The sequence below is a fragment of the Bifidobacterium indicum genome (assembly GCF_036987015.1).
Taxonomy (GTDB): Bacteria; Actinomycetota; Actinomycetes; order Actinomycetales; family Bifidobacteriaceae; genus Bombiscardovia; species Bombiscardovia indica.
On the sequence record NZ_BTXM01000003.1, the window covers coordinates 102253 to 124777 of the forward strand.

The following is a 22525-nucleotide window of genomic DNA, read 5'->3' on the forward strand; positions in this document are numbered from 1 at the left end:
TCGAGAGGGTTGATGATGGCGGCTCAGACCCGGACAATGTCGATCAGACGGATGGTCTCGGGCTGGCAGCGAGGTATGCGGATGCCCACACGCTCCAGGTAGGTGCCGGTGACTTCGGATAAACCCAATGGACCTATCGGGTCCAGGGCCTCCAGGGAGGCCCGTGGTTTAGCTGGGCCGGTCCAGGCGAGCCGGTAACGGGCCTCAGGGTCCAAACCGGGGACGCGTAGGTAGATGCCACGGTTATGCAGGGATTCGTCCATCTGGACGTGGGCCAGTATGGCACGGCTGCGATCGGCGGCCACCACGCCGTGGGCCAGGACCGAGGGGTCGGCCAGGTCGAGACGGATTACGCGACCGGAATGGAGGAGACCACGATTGGCCTTGTACCAGGCGATCCATGCCTTGAGCCCTTCCAGATCCTCATCGCTGGCCTTACGGATGTCCCATTCGATGCCCATGGACCCAAAGGCGGCCGTTGCCGCCCGGAAGTCCAGGCTGTAGGTCCTGCCGGTCTGTTGTGAGGAGGGCTGGGAGATGTGTGCCCCGATATACTCAGGGGCCACGGTCTGCTCCGTCCAGCGCTGGATCATCTGCCTGCTCAGGGCATCGGTCATGTCGGATGTCCAGAAGCGCCTGATCTTCCCAATCACGTCCAGGTCGATGCGGCCGCCGCCCGAGGCACAGGACTCCCACTCCACCCGGGGGAAGCGTTGTCGGAGGGTATCCAGAAGGCGGTAGTAGGCCAGGGTCTGTCCATGGACGGCCGGGGCACCTCCCCTGGCCTGGGCACCGCCCTCGAGTAGGTCACGGTTATGATCCCACTTGACATAGTCGATCTGGTAGGTCTGCAGAACCTTGGTCATGGCTTCCAGCACATGGTCGAAGGCCTCAGGGTTGGTCAGATCCAGGACCAGTTGATTGCGTTGAAGTTCAGGGTTCCTGGAGGAGGCCCGCATGACCCATTCGGGATGGGCACGGTAGGCGTCGGAATCCGGGTTGATCATCTCAGGTTCGAACCAGAGGCCGAACTGCATCCCCAAATCATGGACATATTCAACTAATGGCCCCAGTCCCTTGGGCCACACCGCCGGGTCGACCCACCAGTCGCCAAGACCTGCCGTGTCATCGCGACGGAGGTGGAACCAGCCGTCGTCCAGCACCAGACGCTCCGCACCTATCCGGGCGGCACGGTCTGCCAGGTCGCGCAGGGTATCCAAATCATGATCGAAGGTGATGGCCTCCCATACGTTCAGAATGACCGGCTGCTCGCGGGGGTGCCCGGGCAGGGTACGCTCCCAGTCATGCAGGCTGTTCATCACCGGATCCATGCCATGATCGGAGGCCGTGACCACGATCCAGGGCGTACTGTATTCCTGCCCCTCGGTCAGGACCACCTCGCCGGGCAGGAGGAGTTCACCGGCGCTGACACCGGCCGGGGTGGCGCTGTTCCTGTCCACCCTGAGCACGGTGTTGCCGCTCCAGGCCGGCTGTACGCAGAGGACCCGCCCATGATGGAAATTGAATCCCGGAGTGCCGACCATGACCACGGGCCCCTCGAACCCGGTACGGCCCCAGCGGAACTCACGCACCCAGGCCCCGTCTGCCAGGTCATGACGCTGGGGACTGCGCTCCCGCTCATGCCGACCGGCGAAGTCCAGAATCTGGGTCTGCTCATCGTCCAGGGGTAGACGGACCTCCAGCCCCTCCACCAGGAAGGGGTCGACGCCCAGGTTACGCAGGGTGTGCCGAATCCGCAGGGATCCCCCGGCCATGGCCTCGACCCTGGTCTCAAGACCCAGCTGGGCATCCTCATCCCGGGCAAGGATGGTCAATGAATCAGCGGTTTGCTCGGGCCTGCCCTCGACCAGGAAGCGAGGTGACCAGGACAGCCCCGTCTGAATTCCCCCGGCCTTCGAGACGACTCGATGACCGGTCAGCCCTGGATGCAGGTAGGTATTCTGCGCATGTTCCAGGAGGAGGGGCGCATGGGTCGAGGTCCAGGAGGGTGTCCGTTCCAGACCATTCAGGTCGGGACCCGCATACAGCCCCCTGACATCAGGAATATCGGCACCCGGTGTAATCGGACCCAAAGCCATGCAAGTGAGCGGCTGATCTGAACGGGTCGACTGTGGAAAGAGCATGAAAAATCCTTTGATGACTAAGGCACTGGTGTGCGAAAGATTGACGAAAGATTGACGGTATTGCACGATTAGGAGACCGCCCGCGTTATGAACCAATCGGGCGGTTCCCGATTGTTGCCTACTTGACGGCTCCAGCAACCATGCCTGCGATGAAGTACCGCTGCAGGAACATGTATGCAATGACCATGGGTGCCGCCGCGATCAGGGACGCCGCAGCGGCGATGCCCAGGTTGTTGGTATTGGCCGAGAAGAAGGAAGCCACGCGCGGGGCTATGGTCTGGGCCGAGGGATCGGTCAGGATGTAGCTGGACAGGGCATAGTCGTTCCACACCGTTGAACCCGTCATGATGACCACGGTGGCCGTCACGGGTTTCAGCATGGGCAGGACCAGGCGCACAAAGACCTGGAGCTTGTTCGCCCCGTCCAGTTCCCCCGCCTCATCAATGGCCGGAGGTATGGCCTTGATGAAGGCCGTGTAGAGGAAGACGGCCAGGGGAAGGTTGGTCGCCGTCAGAACCACGATGATGCCCCAGTAGTTGTTGACCCCACCGATCTTCACCAGGAATGAGTAGAGGGGCACCAGGATGCTCAGGGGTGGAATCATCATCATGGAGAGGATGAAGGCCGAAACCAGCCTGTTGAATCTGGTAAGGCGACGAGCAAGCGGGTAGGCGGCAGCGGCCCCCAGTACGCAGACCAGGACCGTGGTTCCCACGGTGACCACCACACTGTTGAGAACAGAGGTGAGGATTCCGCCCTCGTTCACGGCCGCGGCCCAGTTCGACCAGGCCACATCGTGGGTACGCATGTTCAAGGCCGAGCTCATATCATCCGATGGCTTGAGCGATGTGGTGACAGCCAGGTAGAAGGGCAGAAGCTGGCAGAGGCAGACGATGATCAGGAAGAGGTAGATGGCCCAGCGCCCCCGCTGGTAGGACCTCTCCGACGCAGTCAATTCGGTATTGCTATCGCTACTCATTTCAGGCCTCCCAATCCAGCTTGGCCAGCCCCTTGTTGACCAGCCAGGTCACGATGGCAATCAGGACGAAGAGGAAGACCCCGATGGCCGAGGCATAGCCGGCCGCCTGATTGTCGAAGTAAATCGTGCCGATGTAGGTCGAGATGGAGTTGGTGGAGTACCCGGGCCCTCCGCCGGTCAGAACCTTGACCATGTCGTAGAGCTTGAGCCCGCCTATCAGGTTCAGGACCACGCTGGTCGTGAATGATGGGGCCAGCAGTGGCAGGGTGATGTTCCAGAACTTCTTCCAGCCTGAGGCTCCATCGACTTCGGCGGCCTCGACCACCTGCTGGTCCATGGTCTGCAGACCTGCCAGATAGATGATCATGGAGACACCAACGAACTGGATGGAATTCACCAGGACGATGATGCCCACCGAGAAGCCGGCATTGTTGAACCAGGCCACCTTCTGAAGCCCCATGGCCGACATGACGGCATTCAGGGCACCCTGCTGGTACTGGAAGACGAAGTAGTACATGATGCCCATGATGACTGGTGCCACCAGGGCGGGCAGGTAGATGATGGCACGGATCAGGGTACGGCCCTTGATCTTCGCGTTCAGCAGCAGCGCCAGGGCCAGACCGAGTATCTGCTGTAGGACAGTGCTACCGATGCCGTATATGAAGGTATTGATGACCACCTGTTTGAAGTTGCCGTCGGTCAGCATCTGCCTGTAATTCGCCAGGCCCACGAAGGACTTGACCTCGTTGTATCCGTCCCAGTTCGTCAGGGAGAGTTCAATCCCCGAAAGGAGCGGATAGATGATGAAGACCACCAGCAGGATGACAGCGGGGAGATAGAAGAGGTCAATCGAGGCACCTCTGAAAGGATGGCGTCGTGGTGCGGGCCCCCGGTTGCCATCAGTGGACGAATCCCTGCTACCCACATGTGATTGTGGTTCAGACTGGACGACGTGTTCCTTGCGCAGCAACCCGCCGTGTCCCTGTGGCACGGCGGACTGCGAAGGAATCGCCCCTGAGCGGCTATCTGTCATGACTCGACTCCTCTTTGCCGTCTACTCAGGAAGATTTTTGACCATAGAGGCTGTCGAAAGAGGTCTTGACCTGATCCGCAGCTGCCTGTGCGGTCAGCTGACCGGTCAGTAATCCGTCGGTCGACTTGGCCAGGGTGTTGTACATGCCGTTGGGCAGGTACTTCCGGTCGAAGAAGGGAACCATCTTGGTCTTCTTCTCCTTGACCCAGTAGTCGTAGGAAGGCTGGAACTGCCCCAGGGCGGACTTGACGCCGGTCAGGGCCGAGTCGTTCATGCTCACATCGACCAGCTTCTGAAGATTCTCCGGTTCGGCCATGAAGTCGATGAACTTCAGCGCGGCTTCCTTGTTCTTGCTGGTCTTGGAGACACCGAAGGTCAGCGTGTCCTCACCTGTGGAGAAGTATGGCCTGCCGACCTCGGCCGGAACAGGCATCATACCCAGTTTGACGTTGGGGTTGTAGGACTGGATCAGCTGGGAACTACCATTGGACCGGAAAGAGAACCCTGCTTTGTCCTGAGCCATCAGCCTGGAGATGTCGTCCTGGGATGCGGATGAGTAATCCACGTTGAACCATCCGTCCTTGGCCCACTTGGCCACCTTGGTGGTGTACTTCTCGTAGACCGTTGTATCGAACCTGCCATCGGAGATCTCTTTGAGCTGGCTTTCGTCATACATGCCCGGAAGCATATAGTCGGCGATGTCGCCGTTGGGACCCGCATCCTTGTTGGAGGAGATGAGCGGAGTGTACCCGGCGACCTTCAGCTTCGTGCATGCCTGTTCGAATGCATCCCATGTGTCGATGGACTTGGGGTCGATGCCTACCGCATCCATGACCGTCTGGTTGTACATGATGCCCGAAACCTGGATGTCGGCAGGAAGGGCAAAGAACTTGCCGTCCTTTGTCTTGAAGACATCATTGCCGATTGGCTTCAGTCTCTTGGCCCAGGGCCTGTTCTGCAAGGGCTCCAAAAAGTTGCTGTACCTGTCGCGGGACCAGCCGTGGGTGTTCCAGATGTCAGGGGGGTTGTGGCCCGCCAGGCGTACCTTGATGTCGTTCTCGTTGTTGTTGGTGCCGGGAACCATCTTGATGACAATGTCCGGATTCTTCTCCTCGAACTTCTTTCCGATGCCCTGCAGGGCTTTGAGCTGTGGGGTCCCCGTAGACTGCATGGTCATGAATTCCACGGTCTTCTTCCCGCCTGAGGAGGAGCCGCAGGCAGCCAATGAGGTGATTGCCATGGCACAGCAGATGCCAGCCGTTACTGTCTTGATTCTATTCATCAACCACTCCTTCGTAGGTTGCTAGTTTGCAAAACCCGCCCCGATCAAACAGGAGCGGATCTTGTGTATCTCAATATACACGTGTAGATAAATCTGTCAAACACCGTTTAAGGTTTCAATGAAAAGCATCACCAAAAGTTGGTATCGCTCTCGGCAACCTTGAACTTCGTAATATTTTAAGCCGTTTTTATATCCCCGGAAGTTCGAGACGGGAGGGTTGGATGGGGCGAAAGACAGGAGGCAAGAGGAATATCAATTCGAGTAGACCTTTTGTTTCGGGTAGCATTAGTTGAGACCAAATGTACGGGGACAGAATCGAGCTCTGAAGGCAATGAACAATGCTGATCGCAGGCAACGCAGGCGGGCCACGCGAACAGATGTGGCCAGATTGGCCAACGTCTCCACGGCCGTGGTCAGCTATGTTTTCAACAACGGACCCAGGGCTGTGGCACCGGCCACCTCCGAGCGCGTGCGTGAAGCGGCGAAACTGCTGAACTATCACCCCAACTCCACTGCACGGGCCCTACGCACAGGGTATTCCAAGATGCTGGGTGTCATCGTTCCCGACTCGTCCAACCCCTTCAGCGCCGGCATCTATGATGAGCTGCAGACAGTAGCCATGGAGCGTGGGTATTCGGTCCTCTTCATGAACGTACGCAGCGATCCCGACCTGGAGAACAAGGCCATCAAGCAGTTGCTTGAACGCAATGTCGATGCCATCTTCCTCTCATCATCGCGCAGCTATGCCCAACTCAGCATGGCCCATCTGGAGGAAAGCCGCTTCGTCTTCATGGACCAGCCTCACCGGGTGGCGAACGCCAAGAGTGTTTCAACCGATTTCTTCAATGCCGGCCTGACCGCCACCCGACACCTCATCGAGCACCGGCACAGCAGCGTCGACATGCTCTTCGGGGGCTCACCGGACGATAGGACCGATGCCCGGATCCAGGGCTGGTACGAGGCCCATCAGAATGCCAATCTCCCGGCAGGCAGGATTCGTCAAGCTTTCTTCACCAGGGAGGGCGGCTATCATGCCACCTTGGACCTTATCGATAGCGGCAGACCACCTCGGGCCATCTTTGCAGGCTCGGACATGGAGGCCTTGGGAGCCATGAGGGCCTTGCACGAGCGGGGACAGCGCATTCCCGAAGACGTAGCAATAGTCTCTTTTGACGGAACGGTGGACTCCCTCTATACCTGGCCTCAATTGACCACCATGCAGCAGAATACCAAGGAGATTGCAGGTTGCGCCATCAAGGCGGCTCTGACGCCAAACGAGGTGCCGGATGTCCAAATCATCAAGGCGGACCTGGTCATACGGGACTCCTGCGGGTGCTGATCAGCGGGCGGGCGTGTGACCCGATCCAAGGTCGAAACCCTGTCTGGAGTTAATCAGGTACCTCGAGAAGGACCATCCAAGGTGGTATTGCCGACTTAAAAATGAGGACACCGACCCGTCCTGACTCTTCTTGCTGCGACGAAGTCCCTGAGGGAAGAAGAGAACTTCGGTCGGAGCAAGTCATGATTCGCCAGGACAGGCCGGTTTCCTTTCTCGGCCGCGACCTGAATCAATCAAGATCAGCGCCCCGACCGGGAATACCACACACTCCAGCATCGCCACGAGAGGCAAGGGAGGGCGGCTGCGGGATAATGCATGTCGATGCGTTCCGGACGACCACGTCATCGACCAGGCGACCGAGCAGCGGATAAACAGCAGGTTCATGAGAAATCCTCATTGGCCAGCCGCCCCCACTCAGTTGATCCATGCACAATTCCAATAGTGAGCACCCGAATGGATGCACCACCATTATAAGAGAAACTTGACAAAGTCAACAGTAAAAATGGAATAAATGTAGAAATTCTCCATATTTTACTCAGCACAAAGCCAGTCAGCACGCCGACTATGCCCCAATCAAATCGAGCACTTCCGGTACGGATTTCTTGCCAAATTCAACGGTCTCCTGGTCGCCCTTCCGAATGACGATGCAAGGCACGCTCATGACCTGATACTGGTCCTTCAGGGTGGGGAAGTGCGAGAGGTCGTAGGCCTCGGCACGGACCTTCCCGTTCTGGGAGGCCACCCTCTGGGCGGAGAGAACCGTGGTGGGGCACATGGTGCAGGTGAGGGAGACCAGCATCATGATGTCGACGGGGTCGCTGATGGCGTCGATCCTGTCCGAGGTGGCCTGGTCCACCTGCTGACCCGGTCCGGCCGCATTGTAGAGGGCCAGGACGAAGGAGTTGAACTCATGGCCGCTGGGCACACCATGGAAGGCCAGGCCCGTCTCCTCGGCCTCACCGTCGGCACCCACCCTGCAGATGCGCACATTGGGGCGGGCATCAGGGAGGTCGCCGGCCGGGTCGAAGTCCTGACTGCCGGGAGCGGTGTCGACCCGGGTGGTCAGCAGGCCATCGGAAAGGCCGACCAGCTCGTCGATGAAGGTGTGCAGTTCCTGGGAGACCGGGCTGTCGTCCAGTTCCAGCTTCAGGATCAGCTTGGCCGCCATCCGGCCGAAGACCACATCAAGTTGTTTGCGGATATCCGGGCCGAAGAAGCCCGAGGTCTTGGCCGGGGCCTGCTCACCGGCCTGGGTCACCGGAGCGGGCGAGGTGCCCGAAGCGGCGGCCGACTCGGCGGCCTCTTTTTCGGACTTCTCGTAAGGGGAGTTCTCGGGGCGGGGCGGCACCAGACCGGTCTTGGCCGACACGTCGGAGGCGTAGCGCTCCAGTTCCACGGCCGCCACGGCGCCGTCAGAGGTGGCGGTGATGACCTGACGGAGGTTCTTCACCCGCAGGTCGCCCGCCGCATAGATGCCGGGAACCGAGGTCTCCAGGTAGCCGTGGGTGATGACGTACCCGTGGTCGTCCAGATCCACCACGCCCTTGACCAGGCCGGTCTGGGGCACATAACCCGCGAAGACGAAGACACCGAAGGTGCCCCGGTCGGCCGGCTTCCAGACCCTGGTCTCCCCGGTGGTCCTGTCCAGGAGGGTGGCTTCGACCAGGCCGCCCGAACCGGCGGAGACGCTCTGGAGCTCGGTGGAATAGTGAATCTTTATCTTGTCGTTCTTCCTGGCCTCGTCGGCCACGGCCGCGTCGCAGGTGAAGTCCTCCTCGCGCACCAGGAGGGTGACCTTGCTGGCGTACTTGGTCAGGAAGACGGACTCCTCGGCGGCGGCGAATCCACCGCCCACCACCAGGACCTCGCGCCCGGTGAAGAACTCCCCATCACAGGTGGCGCAGTAGGCTACCCCCCTGCCGGCGTACTCCTGCTCGCCCGCGAAGCCGATCTTCCGGGGGCTGGCACCGGTGGCGATCAGGATGCCGAAGGTCCGCAGGTCACCCCTGGAGGTGTGGACCACCTTGATGTCGCCATCCACATCGACCCCGGTGGCCTCGGCCGTCATGAATTCGGCACCGAAGTTCTGGGCCTGATGACGCATGGTCTCGGTCAGCTTGTGCCCGTCGGTACTGGCCACACCCGGGTAGTTGACCACGTCGGCGGTGATGGTGATCTGCCCGCCGAAGTCGTCCTTCTCCAGGATCAGGGTACGGTACCGGGCACGGGCCAGGTAGAGCCCGGCGCTCAGGCCGGCGGGGCCGCCACCGATGATGACCACATCGTAGAGATTCTTGTCTTCCGTCATGCTGTTCGTTTCCTTATCTATGCCGTACATACAGCAAGGGGAACCCCTCGATCGGAGCGACGACCCGACAACCGGGGAAACCGGTCCCCGAACGGGCGGACAGAATCCGCCATGCAGCGCCGTTCCGATGAGCAGGTTCCCGCAACTCAATGGAATGGTCCCTTCAGGACGCTTGGATCAGAGCTGACCCACCAGATCCAGGCTGGGCTCGATGGTGTCGTCGCCCGGCTCCCACTTGGCAGGGCAGACCTGATCGCCGTGCTCATAGACGAACTGCGAGGCCTGGACGCGGCGGAGGAGCTCGTCGGCATTGCGGCCCACGTTGGAGGAGATGACCTCATAGGCCACGACCTTGGCTTCGGGAGACAGGATGAAGTCGCCACGCTCGGCCTTGCCCTCGGCCTCGTTGTAAGTGTCCAGGTCCTTGGCCAGGGTTGCCGTGGGATCGGCCAGCATCGGGTACTGGATCTTGGCGATCTTCTCATTGGCCTCATGCCAGGCCTTGTGGACGAATTCGGTGTCGCAGGAGACGGAATAGATCTCGCAGCCCGCCTTCTTGAAGTCCTCGTATTTCAGGGCCAGGTCCTCAAGCTCGGTGGGGCAGACGAAGGTAAAGTCCGCAGGATAGAAGAAGAGGACGGACCAGTGACCCAGCAGGTCCTCCTTGGTCACCTCATGGAGGTCATCGTTCTGGAAGGCCTGGGTCTTGAAGTCGGTGAGTTCATGCTGTAGCAGTGTCATGGTTGGTTCCTTTCAGGAAACTATCGAATACCGTCAATCCAACTGACCCGGATGCTTATATATCCTCGGAATTCAGGGCCTCGTGCAAGGAGGCGGCGGGATCGGCGGGATACCTCTTTCATGCTAGTAGGCGGGGCCTGGCCGTGGAAGATAAGTATCATCCCCGCCTATGTGATATATGGCACAGAGCTCCCGCCAGCCCTGCCTATGATGGGATGGACATGCCAGAGCGGCCAGAAGGAGTCCCGGTCATGAACGAAGAGCACGAGGCGGCACCCGAGGGGGAATCACGGGCCAACGCCACCTGGAGCAGGATGCTGGCCGGCAATCGTCGGTTCTTCGAGGGGCAGGCGGAGCACCCCTGGCAGGATGCGGAAACCAGGCAGTCCCTGATCGACACGCAGTCCCCGGATGCGGTCATCCTCTCCTGCTCGGACTCCCGGGTGCCGCCTGAAATCATCTTCGACCAGGGGCTGGGCGACCTCTTCACGGTCCGCACGGCCGGGCAGACACTGGACCCGTCGGTCCTGGCATCCCTGGAATTCGCCATCACCGAGCTGAAGGTCTCCCTCCTGGTGGTGATGGGCCATGAGCACTGCGGGGCCGTGGCCGCCAGCGTCCGGGCCATCGAGAACCACCGTCTGGAGGAGAGGGCCATCCAGGCCGACCCCGGGCGTGAGGCCCTGGATGAGGCCTTCGTTCGCGACAATCCCTCGCCCATCATCAACCAGGTGGGCACCTCGATCCTGACGGCGCAGGAGGCCGGCCTGGAAACCACGGCCGATTATGAATCGGTCCATATAGCGGGGACCATAGAGGCCCTGGTCGACAGGTCGGAGGTAATCCGCCAGGCCGTTGCCGAGGGAAGGATCATGATGGTGGGCGCCCGCTACCTCCTGTCCAACGGCAAGGTCCAGGTGCTCTCCTTCTAACCAAGGGGAAACGGGCGCCCGCATTCGCGCAGACGGTGCTGGAACCCTGGTCCTCGCCGGTAAGCGAATCAGATATCTGACGGACCGTGTTCCTCGGAGGTCTCTGTGGGGCTTTCAGGAAGGCTGTCAGACGGGCTGGCGGCAGGACTCTCGGCCGGGCTCTCTGATTCCCGTGCCCTGATGTGACCGCCGTCAACCTTGTTCCTTGCCTCACCGCGCTTTCTGAGCCAGAGGAGGATGCCACCCAGCACCAGGAGCACGACCACCAGCACGACGATTCCCAGCACGGCAGCTCCCGTGACCGGCAGATTCTGTGACATGACACCTCCCGACTCAGGTGAATCGCGCAGAACCGACCGGACTTCCAGCCGGGTGACTCCGCCGATTCACCAGGACCGTTCCCATATGAACAGGTACAAGTATAAGAGCCGACCTGCCGCGCCGTCCGGGAATCGCCAGCCAGCCTTCGGCGCAAGACGCCCCTGCAGAGAAGACCATCCCGTACATTGGAGGTATGTCATTATGGCTCAACATCCTGCTTATCTTCGTCTTCCTCCTGATCGGGTCCGTCTTCTCGGGCACCGAGCTGGCACTGGTCTCCCTGCGCGGCTCGCAGCTGGAGCAGATGGAACAGCAGGACGCCCGTGGCGCCAGGGTTGCCCGGATTGCCCGTGACCCCAACACCTTCCTCTCGGCCGTCCAGATCGGGGTCACCCTTTCAGGGTTTCTCTCGGCCTCCTTCGGCGCCTCCTCCATTGCACCCTATGTGGTTCCCGTGGTGAGCAGCTGGGGGGTCCACCCCGGCCTGGCCTCGACCCTGACCACCATCGTCCTGACCCTGATCATCTCCTACTGCTCCATCGTCATCTCCGAGCTGGTGCCCAAACGCATCGCCATGCAGCGCACGGAGAAGATCGCCCGGGCCGTGGTGCCGGCCATCGATGTATTCTCGACCATCTGCAAGCCCCTGATCTGGCTGATCGCCAAGAACACCAACGGTATCGTCCGCCTCCTGGGCTTCGACCCCCAGCAGACCAACACCCAGGTCAGCGACGACGAACTGCGCGTCCTGGTCTCCTCCAACACCAACCTGAGCAAGGACGAGCGGATGATCCTGGGCGACGTCTTCGACGCCTCCGAGACCAGCGTAGCCGAGGTCATGCGCCCCAGGGCCGACGTGGTCTTCATCTCGGGCGACATGCCCCTGAAGGAGGCGGCCGACTTCGTCCGCAACGAGCCTTACTCCCGCTACCCGGTGACGGGCCGCGACTTCGATGACGTCCTGGGGTTCGTCCACGTGCGCGACCTCCTGGATGTGCGCAAGCGCAGTGCCCGGACCGTGGCCGACGTGACCAGGCCCGGCATCTCCCTGCCCGGCACGTCCAAACTCCTGCCCAGCCTTGAGCGCCTGCGCAAGCAGGGCATCCACCTGGCCGTGGTCATCGACGAGTATGGCGGCACCGACGGCATCGTCACCCTGGAAGACATGACCGAGGAGCTGGTGGGCGACATCCGCGACGAGTACGACCTCCCCGAGGAGAAGGGGCCGGCGCGGTCCGGACCCTCCGCCTTCGTGAACGGGGTGGCCAAGGTCGACGGCGGCATGACCCTCGAGGACTTCGCCGACCTGACCGGAATCGAGCTGGAGGACGGCCCCTACGAGACCCTGGCAGGCTACTTCCTGGCCAAGACCGGACGGATGGGCAGGGTGGGCGATGTGATCCACTCCGACGACGGGTACGACATGGTCGTGACCAGGGTGGACGGACGCCGGATCGAGACCATCGAGGTCAGGCATCGCGATGCCCTCCAGAACGGGGACTCCGGGAAGGACGAGGATGGTGAACGCCAGACCGCTGATTCGGATGACCCCGCCAAGAAGAAAGAATAGATTCACTATCCTGTACGGATGTGGGGGGGGGGGGGAGGGCCCGACAGGGTCTGAAAAGTCACACTAATCCCAGGGGAAATCCCTGAAACCTCCAGTCAATACGGCTAGGCTTGAGATAAGGGCCGGGCAGAGAACCGACCAGATGAAATCGTTGGTAATGAACCGACGAACGAAGGAGTAATCATGGCACTGAACTTTACCGTACCGGGACTTGACGAGGCCACCAGCGAGAAGGTCATCGCGATTCTGCAGGAGCGCCTGAGCCAGGAGCAGGAGACCGCCCTGGTCCTCAAGCACGCCCACTGGAACATGAAGGGCAAGGAGTTCATCGGCATCCACGAGATGATGGACCCCGAGGTCGATTCGGTCCTGAACATGGCCGACGAGACCGCCGAGCGCATTGCCACCCTGGGTGGTTCGCCCGCTGGCCGTCCCGACGACATCATGAAGAACCGCACCTGGGAGGGTATCGAGCTGACCGGTCGCCAGGATGCCCTGGACTACCTGAAGGTCCTCGACAAGTACTACACCACCTTCATCAAGCTGGACCGCGAGGCCATCACCAAGCTGGATGACCTGGACGTCATCAGCTCCAACATCATCCAGGACCACGTTCAGGAGCTGGAGCACTTCCAGTGGTTCATGAGGAGCCACCTCTTCTGATTCCCACGGAATCACCAAGGCCTGAACGGCTGATCACCCGTCCGATCGATAATCGACGGTAATCCGCCCGACGGCACCGGGGTCGGCTGATTGGCATCTACCAATCAGCCGACCCTTTGTCTTGGGAGTCGTCAGCTCTTGCGGTAGAGCTTGGTATAGGAACCTTCGGCCCGCGGGCGGACCACGATCTGGTCGATATCGACCGTGTCAGGCTGCTCCAGGGCCCAGGAGACGCAGCCGGCGATGTCGTCAGCCGTCAGCGGATCCGGCACCCCGGCATAGACGGCGTCGGCCTTGGAGGAGTCGCCGCCGAACCGCTTCAGGGAGAACTCGTCGGTGTGAACCAGACCGGGCGCGATGTCGACCACCCGGATGGGCTCCCCAATCAGTTCCAGGCGCAGGATACGGGCCATGACCCGTTCCGCCGCCTTGGATGCGCAGTACCCGCCACCACCCTCGTAAGGCTCGATACCGGCTGTCGAGGAGATGATCAGGACCGTGCCCTCGGACTCCTTCAGGGCCGGCAGGAGTTTCTGGATGACCCTCAGGGTGCCCAGAACGTTGAGCTCGTACATACCCCGCCAGTCATCCAGGTTCGAGGTGGCCACGGCATCCTTGCCGAAGGCGGCCCCCGCGCAGTTGACCAGGGCCTTGACCGGGCCATCCGCCAGCACGGCATCCACGGCCTTCCGGGTCGAATCCTCGTCAGTCACATCGCAGACCTGGTAGGTGAAGCCGTCACCCAGTTCCCTGGACAGGTCCTGCAACTTCTCCTCGCGGCGAGCCAGACCCACCACCTGCCAGCCCTTGCCCACCAGGGCCCTGACACTGGCCTGCCCGATGCCGCTGGATGCACCCGTGACCACCGCGCGCTTGATCGTATTCGTGGAACCCGTCATCATTGCTCCTTCGTCTGACCGTCCTTGAATCATCGTTCACTCCCACGCTAGCGCAGAAGCGCATGACATGGGCACATTCCTGTCTCGAAAGTGGTTGGATGCATCGCGGCAGGCATCCCGGTCGTTTACCGCCGTGGCTGAGCCGAAACTGTCGAAACCGATATCCGCCTAGGATATCCCGCCTGCTTGTTCCGGTATGTATGAAATGCGCCAAGTTCGTTGCCGAATGCCGGACCACGGTACCTCAGATGACCACGTACCGGTTCAACCGGCTCCTACGACGGCGCCAATCCGGCATATACCCGGTCATCAACTGTTGGAAGTAAGGACCATGACCGTGGGCGTGCAGATGGGTCAGCTCATGGACCAGCACGTATTCCAGGAGTTCAGGGTCCAGCCAGGCCAGCTCCGTATTGAGCCGGATCCTGCCCGTGGAAGGGGTGCAGGAACCCCAGCGGGTCTTCATATGACGCAGGGTGATGGCAGTCGGACGCTTGCCGATGATCGGTGCCCAGGTTTCCAGCAGCCGGGGCAGGCGATCCTTGATGACCCGCCTGGCCCTGGCTTCGGAACGATCCTGCCCTTGCGAACCGTCCCCGTATCCGTTTGCATCAGCCCCATTCTGGCCATTCCGGAAGTCGTCTGAATCATTGGCGATCTCCGAAATGGAATTGTCGATGCGCTGGCGAGTCCGCGCAATCCAGGTTCGCCTGGCATGCACAAACTCCTCGAGCTGCCGATCGGACAGGCGGGCCGGAGCCGTGACCTCGAGCCGCCCCTCAGGCGGTTTTACCCGCAGATAGACGTTCTTGATCCGCTTGCGGACAACCACAACCTCTTCACCATCCAACTCAAGCAGCCGGCGCTCGATCACCGTCCCATGGCCGCGGCCGCGTCTGCCCGCACCGTTCGCCTTGGTCATGCCCGAGTCTCCGTCATACCTGCATTCTCCCCCGACCCCGTGATTTGGCCCAGAATGGCGCGACTCTCGACGCGACCTGAATTGACTTAGTCTGCCCGTATGGTATGCTAACCATTTGTGTGATTCTTCGGTCACATGGAATGGGCCTGTAGCTCAGCTGGTTAGAGCGCATCCCTGATAAGGATGAGGTCGGAGGTTCAAGTCCTCCCAGGCCCACGCACTTCTGTTTTTTGAAGTTCATTCCAAGCTCGGGGCTATGGCGCAGCTGGTAGCGCATCTGCTTTGCAAGCAGAGGGTCGCCGGTTCGAACCCGGCTAGCTCCACAGGCAGTGTTTTCGGGTTTCCGCAAGGAAACCTTTTTTCATATGGTTTTCCTTGTGTTTCCAACGGTTGACGGGTACTCCGGCGGGTGCCGGTGTCTTGTCAGGATGGTCCAGGACCGTCCGGGATAACCCAGAGCTAGGTTACACGCCCGGGCTGAGGGGTTCAGATTCATATGGCCGCATGGCAATCGGAATTCGGCAGTCATCCATCTCGGATGGCCGGTCTGTCGGAACCAGAATCGTGCAAACCAGGCTCAGACTGGTGACACCTTAGCAAGGAAACTCTTCTTGCCATTCCTCTGCTACGTGCGTTTCTGCGATTCCATCTATCCGGTTACGGCTGCTCTCCTCGATCGCACTGGTCAATTGAGCAAGGTGGTTATCCGATAACAGCGATGGGTCCTGGACCATCTTTTTAAGCAACTGCTCTGGTTCTTTGGTCGGATATCGTGATACGAGCGCAGGAACCTCATCGACATCACCAACGTCAACAATGTCTGCGTTATTGATGACTCTGATCTGTCCGTCTCGATACACCTCAGCAGCTAATATCGCCAAATAGAGGGCTTGAGCTTCTTCACTCGACTTCTTCTGCCGCTTTATGCTCAATGCGGTACCAGTTCCTACCCCTGCCCACTATCTGTATCTTCATGCTCAGAAGAAGATAGGGACTGATGATCCCGCTGTTCATACGTGTGCGAAGTCGAGCCCATTTTGCACAAACGAACGGCTTCCCTTTGTCTCCCCACCGCTCCGTGAGACAAGGAAAAACGAGTCCCACAACAGCCGCGGCCGCCATTGCAGAGATTCCCGCAAAAGCGTCTGGTTTATAGACGATGTACGGCAATCTTCTGTCGAAATATACTGATCCGCAGTAGCATCGCTGACTCTGAACCATCCTCTTCATCAGACATAAACCCAGCACTCTCTTGCAAGCTCCCATCAGCGCCAAAAGAGTCGAATGTAAGTAAACCGACCTCGCGGTTAAATCCCGGTCTTAAAGACGAATCGCCCCATTCCATGGCACCATCAATTATCGGCATAGGGCAATATTGTTCTTGGGCTTCTCGCTTCCTCAGCTTTGCAAAACTCGTTACAACTATGGATTCCCCCTGATGTTCAAAATCATGTAAAGTGCACCAAATTACAGACCTCTACCAAACGCTGCAAGCAAACCCCACCCCAGAATTCACACAGCAGTTCTCAATCCAATGTTAGATTTTGTGAGGTATGTCATAGGGCAGTATGCTCTTAATCACACTAATTTCAACGGGTCGCTAGGCATCTCGGCAATATCATGAACATGTAAGCACACAAAACCGAACATGGGATGTGAAGATAGATGTCGAAGATAAATGCCGCCGACAAGATGGTCAAGGTCATGGAGGCCTGGGGAATTGACAACGTCTATGGGCTGCCAGGGGACTCGGTCGATACCACGGTCGAGGCGCTGTACCGCGAGCGCGACAAGGTCAAGTTCACCCAGGTCAGGCATGAGGAAGTGGCGGCCCTGTCTGCTGCGGCCCATGCCAAGCTGACCGGGAGGGTGGGCGTCTGCCTATCCATCGGTGGCCCCGGGGCCATCCATATGCTCAACGGACTCTACGATGCCAAGATGGACCATGTGCCCGTGGTGGCCATCCTCGGTCAGATCCAGTCCCACCTGCTCAACACCGGATACTTCCAAGAGGTCGATACACCCAAGCTCTTCGATGACGTGGCGGTCTACAACAAGCTGGTCACCAGCCCCGAAACCCTGCCCGCCATCATGGATGAGGCCATCCGCATGGCCTACCTCCACCAGGGTGTGGCTGTCCTGACCATCCCCGACGACGTGCCCGACCATAAGATCGAGGACTCCTTCAGGCCCACTGCCGACCAGTACCATCCCAGCCGGCCGCAGATCAACGATGCCGACATCGACAAGGCCCTGGCCATGATCGCCAAGGCCGAGAAGCCCGTCGTCTTCTTCGGGGTCGGTGCCAAGGGTGCCCGGACCGAGGCCAAGGAGTTCGTGGAGAAGTACTCCATCCCATTCATCCAGACCATGCCGGCCAAGGGAATCATCGACGACAGCCACCCCAACGCCTTGGGCCAGGTGGGCAAGTTGGGCACCAAGCCGGCCTATGAGGCCATGTTCGATGCCGACCTCCTGATCCTGGTGGGCACCGACTATCCCTACGCTCCTTATATCAACCACAGGATCCCGGCCATCCAGATAGACCTGGAGGCCACCAGGATCGGTCACCGCCACAACATCGACCTGGGCATCGTGGCCGATGCCAAGTCGGCCCTGGCCCTGCTGAACAAGCGCGGCCAGGCAGTGCCCGAACGCCCCTTCCTGGCCGCCTGCAGGAAGAACATGCAGACCTGGCGCAAGTGGATGGATGACGTGGTCACCAAGTCCCACACCGGGGTCCTGCCCTCGCGCACCTTCCGCAAGATGAGCGAGGTAGCCCCCGACAATACGGTCTGGTCCATCGACGTGGGCACCTCGACCTCCTTCGGCGCCCGGTTCATCGACGTCAAGGACACCCAGAAGTACATCATCTCGGCCTGGCTGGGCACCATGGGCTGCGCCCTGCCCGGGGCGATCGCCTCGAAAACCGATATGCCGGACCGGCCCGTCTACGCGGTCTGCGGGGACGGGGCCTTCGCCATGGTCATGCAGGACTTCGTCACTGCGGTCAAGTACCAGCTGCCCATGGTGGTCGTGGTTCTCAACAACCACCTCCTGGCCTTCATCGAGTACGAACAGCAGTCCGTGGGCCAGCAGAACTACGGCATCGACCTGGCCGACATCGATTTCGCCAAGTTCGCCGAGGCCTGCGGCGGCATCGGCGTCAACGTCTCGACCGACGAGGAATTCGACCAGGCCATCGAAAAGTACAGGAACCCCGACCGGCCGGTCCTGATCAACGTGGCCGCCTACGACGAGGCCCCCCTGCCCGGCAAGATCGTCTGGGACGAGGCCCAGGGCTACATGCGGTTCGGATTCGACTACTTCAAGGGGAGGTTCCAGATCCCCAAGATGCCACCGCTGCGCGAGATCATGCGCCAGTTCCTCTGATCAGTTCAGGTTCCATCCGATCAGGCCAAAGCCGAATCGATTGCGCCAGGCCCAACCAGGCCGGCCGGGACCTGTCGGAAGGACACCGCCGGCCTGGTTCAGTCGGAGAGCAGCCTGCCCTCCCCGAGGGTCATCAGTCTCCCCGTATGGGCCAGGACCGATGGTCGATGGGAGACGATCAGATAGGCCCGTTCTCCCTGCTGGTCTATCAGGGATCGCAGGACCTTTCCCTCCAGAAGGGCATCCATGTTGCTGGTGGGCTCATCCAGGAGCAGGAGGGATGCCTCACTGAGGAAGGCACGGGCCAGGGCCACCCGTTGCTTCTGCCCCTCGGACAGCTCCGAACCATGGCCGGTCAACACCTGATCGAGACCCTTGGGCAACTTGGCGATCAGGTCATCCAGACAGGCCTGACTGGCGGCCCGCTCTATCTCCTCCCTGGTGGCGGAGGGCCTGGCCAGGGCGATGTTGTCGGCCAGGGTCTCGCTGAAAACGTAGGCGTCCTGGCTGACCAGGGTCTGCCGGGCCCGCAGGTCCGCGGTTCGGATCCTCTCGATGGGCAGTTCCGAAACCGTCAGGTCCCCGGCATCCCTGTCACGGAAACGCATCAGCAGGTCGATCAGGGTGGTTTTACCTGCCCCGTTCTCCCCCTGTATTCCGATCAGGTCGCCCGGCCTGATGTCCAGGTTCAGATCGCGCAGCACCTGCACCGGACCCTGACCCGTCGATTCCTCACCGCGGTCAGGCTCATAGGCGAAGGAGAGACCCTGGGCGTGAGTACCCGTGTACTCCTCAAGGCTGAGTCCGTCGACCACCTCTTCGACCGCGGGTTCCTCGTCCATAATACCGAAGACCCGACGGGCGGCAGCCAGGGTGGGTTGAAGGCCGGCCCCCAGCCTGGCAACGGGAATCAATGGGCCGAATGAACTCAGGAAACCGACCAGGCCAATCAGGGCGGGGGTCATGCCGATTGTTCCCCGGCCACCCAGGAAGCAGACAAGCAGGGTGAAGACCGCCATGCAGACCAGGGTGGCCACCTGGGTGGCCAGATCGTTGTAGAGAGTGTTGCGCGAGGTTTTGCGACGCGCGTCCAGCATGGAATCGGTGGCCGAGTCCAGATTCCTCCTGACCTGGTCGGCCGCCCCGAGCCCCACCAGTTCCCGGCGCCCATCAAGGGTCTCCAGGAGGAGGGATCGCAACCGCCCCTGGGCGATGCGCTCCGCCATGGCCACCCGGAAGGTCGGGGAGGCGCTGGCCAGGGGGATGAGCAGACCGACAACCAGGTAGGAGACCAGGGCCGCCAACCCCATCCAGGGCGATAGGGCAGTCAGGAGGATCAGGTTGAGCAGGGAGGTCAGCAGGGCTATGACGATAGGTGAAAGGGTGTGGGCGTAGAAGATCTCCAGCAGCTCGATGTCGTCGGTCAGAACGGTGACCATGTCGCCCCGTCCGCGCCTGGCCAGTTTGGCGGGTGCCAGTGTGCGCATCTTGTCGAAGACCGTGGTCCGGATATCCCTGAGAACGCTGAAGGCCATCTCATGGTTGTAGTACTGCTCCCCATAGGCCATGACGCCCTTGAGCAGGGCGACCACCACGGCCACCGCAGCCCAAAGGCCCCAGGTTTCGGTCAGCCGTCCCTGCCCGCCGCTCAGCCCTATCAGGGCGGCGGTGGATGCCATGATGCACCAGACCGTGCACAGGTGCCCCAGGGAGCCACACCCTATGGCCCTGGCCTCCGTTCCGGCCAGAGGGCGCATCAGACCGGCCATCCGTCGCATGATGGCAAGACTGCTTCCCTCAGCCAGGGGACCCGCACCTTCGCACCCCGCCGAAGCATGGACCGCCTCATTGACCTGCTTCCCGTCCGCTGCCGTCACCGTTCGACCTCCGGGTCCTCGTATCGTTCCTGTTCTTCCCACTGGGCCGCAAACAGGCCCTTGGCGTTCATGAGCTCGTCGAAGGTTCCGCCTTCCACAAGCCGCCCCCCGTCCAGGAGCAGTATCCGATCGGCCTTGCGCACTCCGGCCAGCCGATGGGTGATGGTGATGACCAGGGCCTGCCGGCCGAGGCCATCCATCAGGTCGGCCAGGGCGGCATCATGCTCCCGATCGACAGCACTGGTGGCCTCATCGAAGATGTAGACCCCGGATCGCCTCAGGAGGCCCCGGGCGATGGACAGCCTCTGCCTCTGCCCGCCGGAGAGGTTGGCGCCGGCCTGGTCCACGGGTGCATCCAACCCACCCGGTCTGTCCAGAAGGTCTACCAGATCAACCTTCTCCAAGGCACTCCTGAGGTCTTCCTCGCCGTATCCGACTCCGGCCGGGTCCAGATTGCTCCTGATGGTCCCGGTGAAGATATGGTCGGTACCTCTGACCACGGTTCCGGAACCTATCATGGTCTCCGCAGACAGGTCCTCCAGTTCGCGGCCCCGGTAGGTAAGGCCCCCCTGATACCCCTGCAACTGTCCGCAGAGGATGGATGCCAGGGTGCTCTTGCCGGATCCTGAAGCTCCGACGATGCCGATATGCCCGCGTTCGGGCAGGTCGAAGGTCAGATCGGTCAGGGCCCTGTACCCATCGGGATAGGAGAACTCCAGGTCGCGGGCGGCCACTCCGCCCTGGGGATCCGGCCAGAGCCCGTCGGCCGGGGCCGGAAGCGAGGTCGCGGCCGGGGATGATGAACCATCCGCACCGTCCCGCCCCGACTCCTGCCGTTCCTGACGAACTGCGGCTATGGCCTTGCCCTGCCGGGCGGCGACCACGGCCGAATGGGCCAGGTAGGTCAGCCTGTGCTCGGCGGCGAAGAGCCTGGATCCAATCGCCACGACCAGGATGGCCGGCAGCAGCCGGGTACGGGGCTGGGACCCATGAACCAGAATCGTCAGGACAGCAGCCAGGATGACCGTGAGATGCACGACCATGTCGGCGTTGATCAGGCTGCGCAGCTGGCCACCCAGGACGGCCATGGTCTGCTTGCGGAATCCTTCGGAGTCCTCGGCCAGCCGATCGGCCTCGGCCTGGTCGGCGTGGAAGATCTTCAGGGTGTCCAGACCGCGCAGGGACTCTTCAAAATGGACCCCGACCTTGTCGTACTTACGCAGATGGGCCGTCTGGACCTTGGCATTGCGCTTGCTGCCGATCCGCATGGTCGCCGGCATGATCAACATCCCGCACAGGATGGTCATGGCTGCCACCGGGCTGACCGGAAGGAGCACCAACAGGGCAACCGGCATCATCAGAACCGCTTGGAAGAGCATGGGCAGGAAACCCGTGAAGTAGGAGGTCACCCGCTTGACACCCTCGGTGGAGAGCATGGCCAGGCTCTGATGGGACTCCTTGCCTTCGGTGTATCGGCGCCCCCCATCGAACATGGACAGGTAGAGATCCCGGGAGAGGGCCGTATCCATGGAGTTTGCCAGGGATGTGGACAGGCGGCTGGAAGCCAGCAGGCACAATCCCCTGACCATGATGAGGACCAGCAGGCTCAGCCCCAGACGGGTCGGGTCCGCCACGAAGGGAGACAAGAGCCCGGGGACAGGCAGACCCCACAGGGACCCCAGGGCGAAGACCGACACGGCCGCAACCAGTATCTCCGCCAAGGCGCCAAGGGTCTGGAGGAAACCCAACAGGAGGCTGCCGGTCAGACTCGCACCGGGCAGATGCAGGAGTTCCTTGTTGATCATGCTTCTTTCCGCCTACCGTTCTTCATTCCGTCGTTTGTGTGGTGAAGACTAGCAAATCGTCATCAGACTCGGCAATACCCTCGATATGGAAATACTGCGTAGAAGCGTCCCCTCGTACCCTCGTTATGGAATCCGCATGCCGTTGCAGAAATATCTTCACAAACAGTTCATTGCCAAATTGATAATTATTCCTTTAGACTCATCCCCATCCCCATGATCGACCGGGATGGACTCGGGTCGGACTGCTCAGGGCGGGCCAAGACGCACGAAACCCGGCTTTTCCGACCGAAGTACCGATAAGATGCCCTGGACGGTCC

17 protein-coding genes and 2 tRNA genes are annotated in these 22525 nt (G+C 60.9%); 7 read left to right on the top strand and 12 right to left on the bottom strand.

Going from position 1 to position 22525, the window contains the following annotated elements:
* Positions 1 to 23: 23 nt before the first annotated feature.
* From AACP59_RS07890 to AACP59_RS07905, 4 genes are all read right to left on the bottom strand, one after another.
* Complete coding sequence (locus AACP59_RS07890) at positions 24 to 2144, bottom strand: alpha-galactosidase (protein WP_339350757.1); 2121 nt, start codon at positions 2142 to 2144, stop codon at positions 24 to 26.
* A 118-nt stretch (positions 2145 to 2262) separates the two neighbouring features.
* Positions 2263 to 3123 carry a carbohydrate ABC transporter permease gene (locus tag AACP59_RS07895; RefSeq protein WP_339350756.1) on the bottom strand — a complete coding sequence of 287 codons (861 nt, stop codon included), beginning with the start codon at positions 3121 to 3123 and terminating at the stop codon, positions 2263 to 2265.
* A gap of 1 nt (position 3124) precedes the next feature.
* The gene (locus AACP59_RS07900; protein ID WP_339350754.1) at positions 3125 to 4156 is read right to left on the bottom strand and encodes a carbohydrate ABC transporter permease; all 1032 of its coding nucleotides are present in this window, start codon (positions 4154 to 4156) and stop codon (positions 3125 to 3127) included.
* A 25-nt stretch (positions 4157 to 4181) separates the two neighbouring features.
* The gene (locus AACP59_RS07905) at positions 4182 to 5438 is read right to left on the bottom strand and encodes an ABC transporter substrate-binding protein (RefSeq protein ID WP_339350752.1); all 1257 of its coding nucleotides are present in this window, start codon (positions 5436 to 5438) and stop codon (positions 4182 to 4184) included.
* Positions 5439 to 5769: 331 nt separating this feature from the next.
* Here AACP59_RS07905 and AACP59_RS07910 point away from each other — a divergent pair, with 331 nt between their 5' ends.
* Positions 5770 to 6777: a LacI family DNA-binding transcriptional regulator gene (locus tag AACP59_RS07910; protein WP_339350750.1), complete on the top strand. Its 1008-nt coding sequence runs from the start codon at positions 5770 to 5772 to the stop codon at positions 6775 to 6777.
* Between the two features lie 562 nt (positions 6778 to 7339).
* Here AACP59_RS07910 and AACP59_RS07915 read toward each other — a convergent pair.
* Both AACP59_RS07915 and AACP59_RS07920 read right to left on the bottom strand, forming a co-directional pair.
* Entirely contained in the window at positions 7340 to 9085 is a 1746-nt protein-coding gene (locus AACP59_RS07915; protein WP_339350748.1) for an FAD-dependent oxidoreductase, read from the bottom strand.
* Between the two features lie 177 nt (positions 9086 to 9262).
* Positions 9263 to 9826, bottom strand: a complete 564-nt coding sequence (locus AACP59_RS07920) for a redoxin domain-containing protein (RefSeq protein ID WP_297317349.1) — start codon at positions 9824 to 9826, stop codon at positions 9263 to 9265.
* A gap of 314 nt (positions 9827 to 10140) precedes the next feature.
* On the opposite strand from AACP59_RS07920, the gene AACP59_RS07925 reads away from it, so the two are divergent.
* A complete protein-coding gene (locus tag AACP59_RS07925) occupies positions 10141 to 10758 on the top strand; it encodes a carbonic anhydrase (protein WP_370466002.1) in 618 nt (205 codons plus the stop codon).
* Between the two features lie 68 nt (positions 10759 to 10826).
* Here AACP59_RS07925 and AACP59_RS07930 read toward each other — a convergent pair whose 3' ends face one another.
* Positions 10827 to 11078: an LPXTG cell wall anchor domain-containing protein gene (locus tag AACP59_RS07930; RefSeq protein ID WP_297317351.1), complete on the bottom strand. Its 252-nt coding sequence runs from the start codon at positions 11076 to 11078 to the stop codon at positions 10827 to 10829.
* 194 nt (positions 11079 to 11272) lie between these two features.
* Between AACP59_RS07930 and AACP59_RS07935 the strand changes: the two genes are divergently transcribed.
* Both AACP59_RS07935 and AACP59_RS07940 read left to right on the top strand, forming a co-directional pair.
* Positions 11273 to 12649, top strand: coding sequence for a hemolysin family protein (locus AACP59_RS07935; RefSeq protein WP_339350743.1), 1377 nt, complete (start codon positions 11273 to 11275; stop codon positions 12647 to 12649).
* A 183-nt stretch (positions 12650 to 12832) separates the two neighbouring features.
* A complete protein-coding gene (locus AACP59_RS07940) occupies positions 12833 to 13312 on the top strand; it encodes a Dps family protein (RefSeq protein ID WP_297317353.1) in 480 nt (159 codons plus the stop codon).
* Positions 13313 to 13443: 131 nt separating this feature from the next.
* On the opposite strand, the gene AACP59_RS07945 is transcribed toward AACP59_RS07940, so the two are convergent.
* Both AACP59_RS07945 and AACP59_RS07950 read right to left on the bottom strand, forming a co-directional pair.
* On the bottom strand, positions 13444 to 14211 hold the full coding sequence (locus tag AACP59_RS07945; RefSeq protein ID WP_339350742.1) for an SDR family oxidoreductase: 768 nt from the start codon (positions 14209 to 14211) through the stop codon (positions 13444 to 13446).
* 244 nt (positions 14212 to 14455) lie between these two features.
* The gene (locus tag AACP59_RS07950) at positions 14456 to 15133 is read right to left on the bottom strand and encodes a M48 family metallopeptidase (protein WP_339350741.1); all 678 of its coding nucleotides are present in this window, start codon (positions 15131 to 15133) and stop codon (positions 14456 to 14458) included.
* 142 nt (positions 15134 to 15275) lie between these two features.
* Here AACP59_RS07950 and AACP59_RS07955 point away from each other — a divergent pair.
* Together AACP59_RS07955 and AACP59_RS07960 are read left to right on the top strand one after the other, a co-directional pair.
* Positions 15276 to 15349, top strand: a tRNA-Ile gene (locus AACP59_RS07955).
* Between the two features lie 34 nt (positions 15350 to 15383).
* Positions 15384 to 15456: transfer RNA gene (locus tag AACP59_RS07960), tRNA-Ala, on the top strand.
* A gap of 270 nt (positions 15457 to 15726) precedes the next feature.
* Here the strand turns inward: AACP59_RS07960 and AACP59_RS07965 are convergent.
* Positions 15727 to 16065, bottom strand: a complete 339-nt coding sequence (locus AACP59_RS07965) for a hypothetical protein (RefSeq protein WP_297317248.1) — start codon at positions 16063 to 16065, stop codon at positions 15727 to 15729.
* 733 nt (positions 16066 to 16798) lie between these two features.
* Here AACP59_RS07965 and AACP59_RS07970 point away from each other — a divergent pair.
* On the top strand, positions 16799 to 18526 hold the full coding sequence (locus AACP59_RS07970) for a pyruvate oxidase (protein ID WP_297317249.1): 1728 nt from the start codon (positions 16799 to 16801) through the stop codon (positions 18524 to 18526).
* Positions 18527 to 18624: 98 nt separating this feature from the next.
* On the opposite strand, the gene AACP59_RS07975 is transcribed toward AACP59_RS07970, so the two are convergent.
* A complete protein-coding gene (locus AACP59_RS07975; RefSeq protein WP_339350739.1) occupies positions 18625 to 20403 on the bottom strand; it encodes an amino acid ABC transporter ATP-binding/permease protein in 1779 nt (592 codons plus the stop codon).
* Positions 20400 to 22208, bottom strand: a complete 1809-nt coding sequence (locus tag AACP59_RS07980) for an ABC transporter ATP-binding protein/permease (RefSeq protein ID WP_339350737.1) — start codon at positions 22206 to 22208, stop codon at positions 20400 to 20402. Before AACP59_RS07980 ends, AACP59_RS07975 begins: the two co-directional genes overlap by 4 nt.
* Positions 22209 to 22525 lie beyond the last annotated feature (317 nt).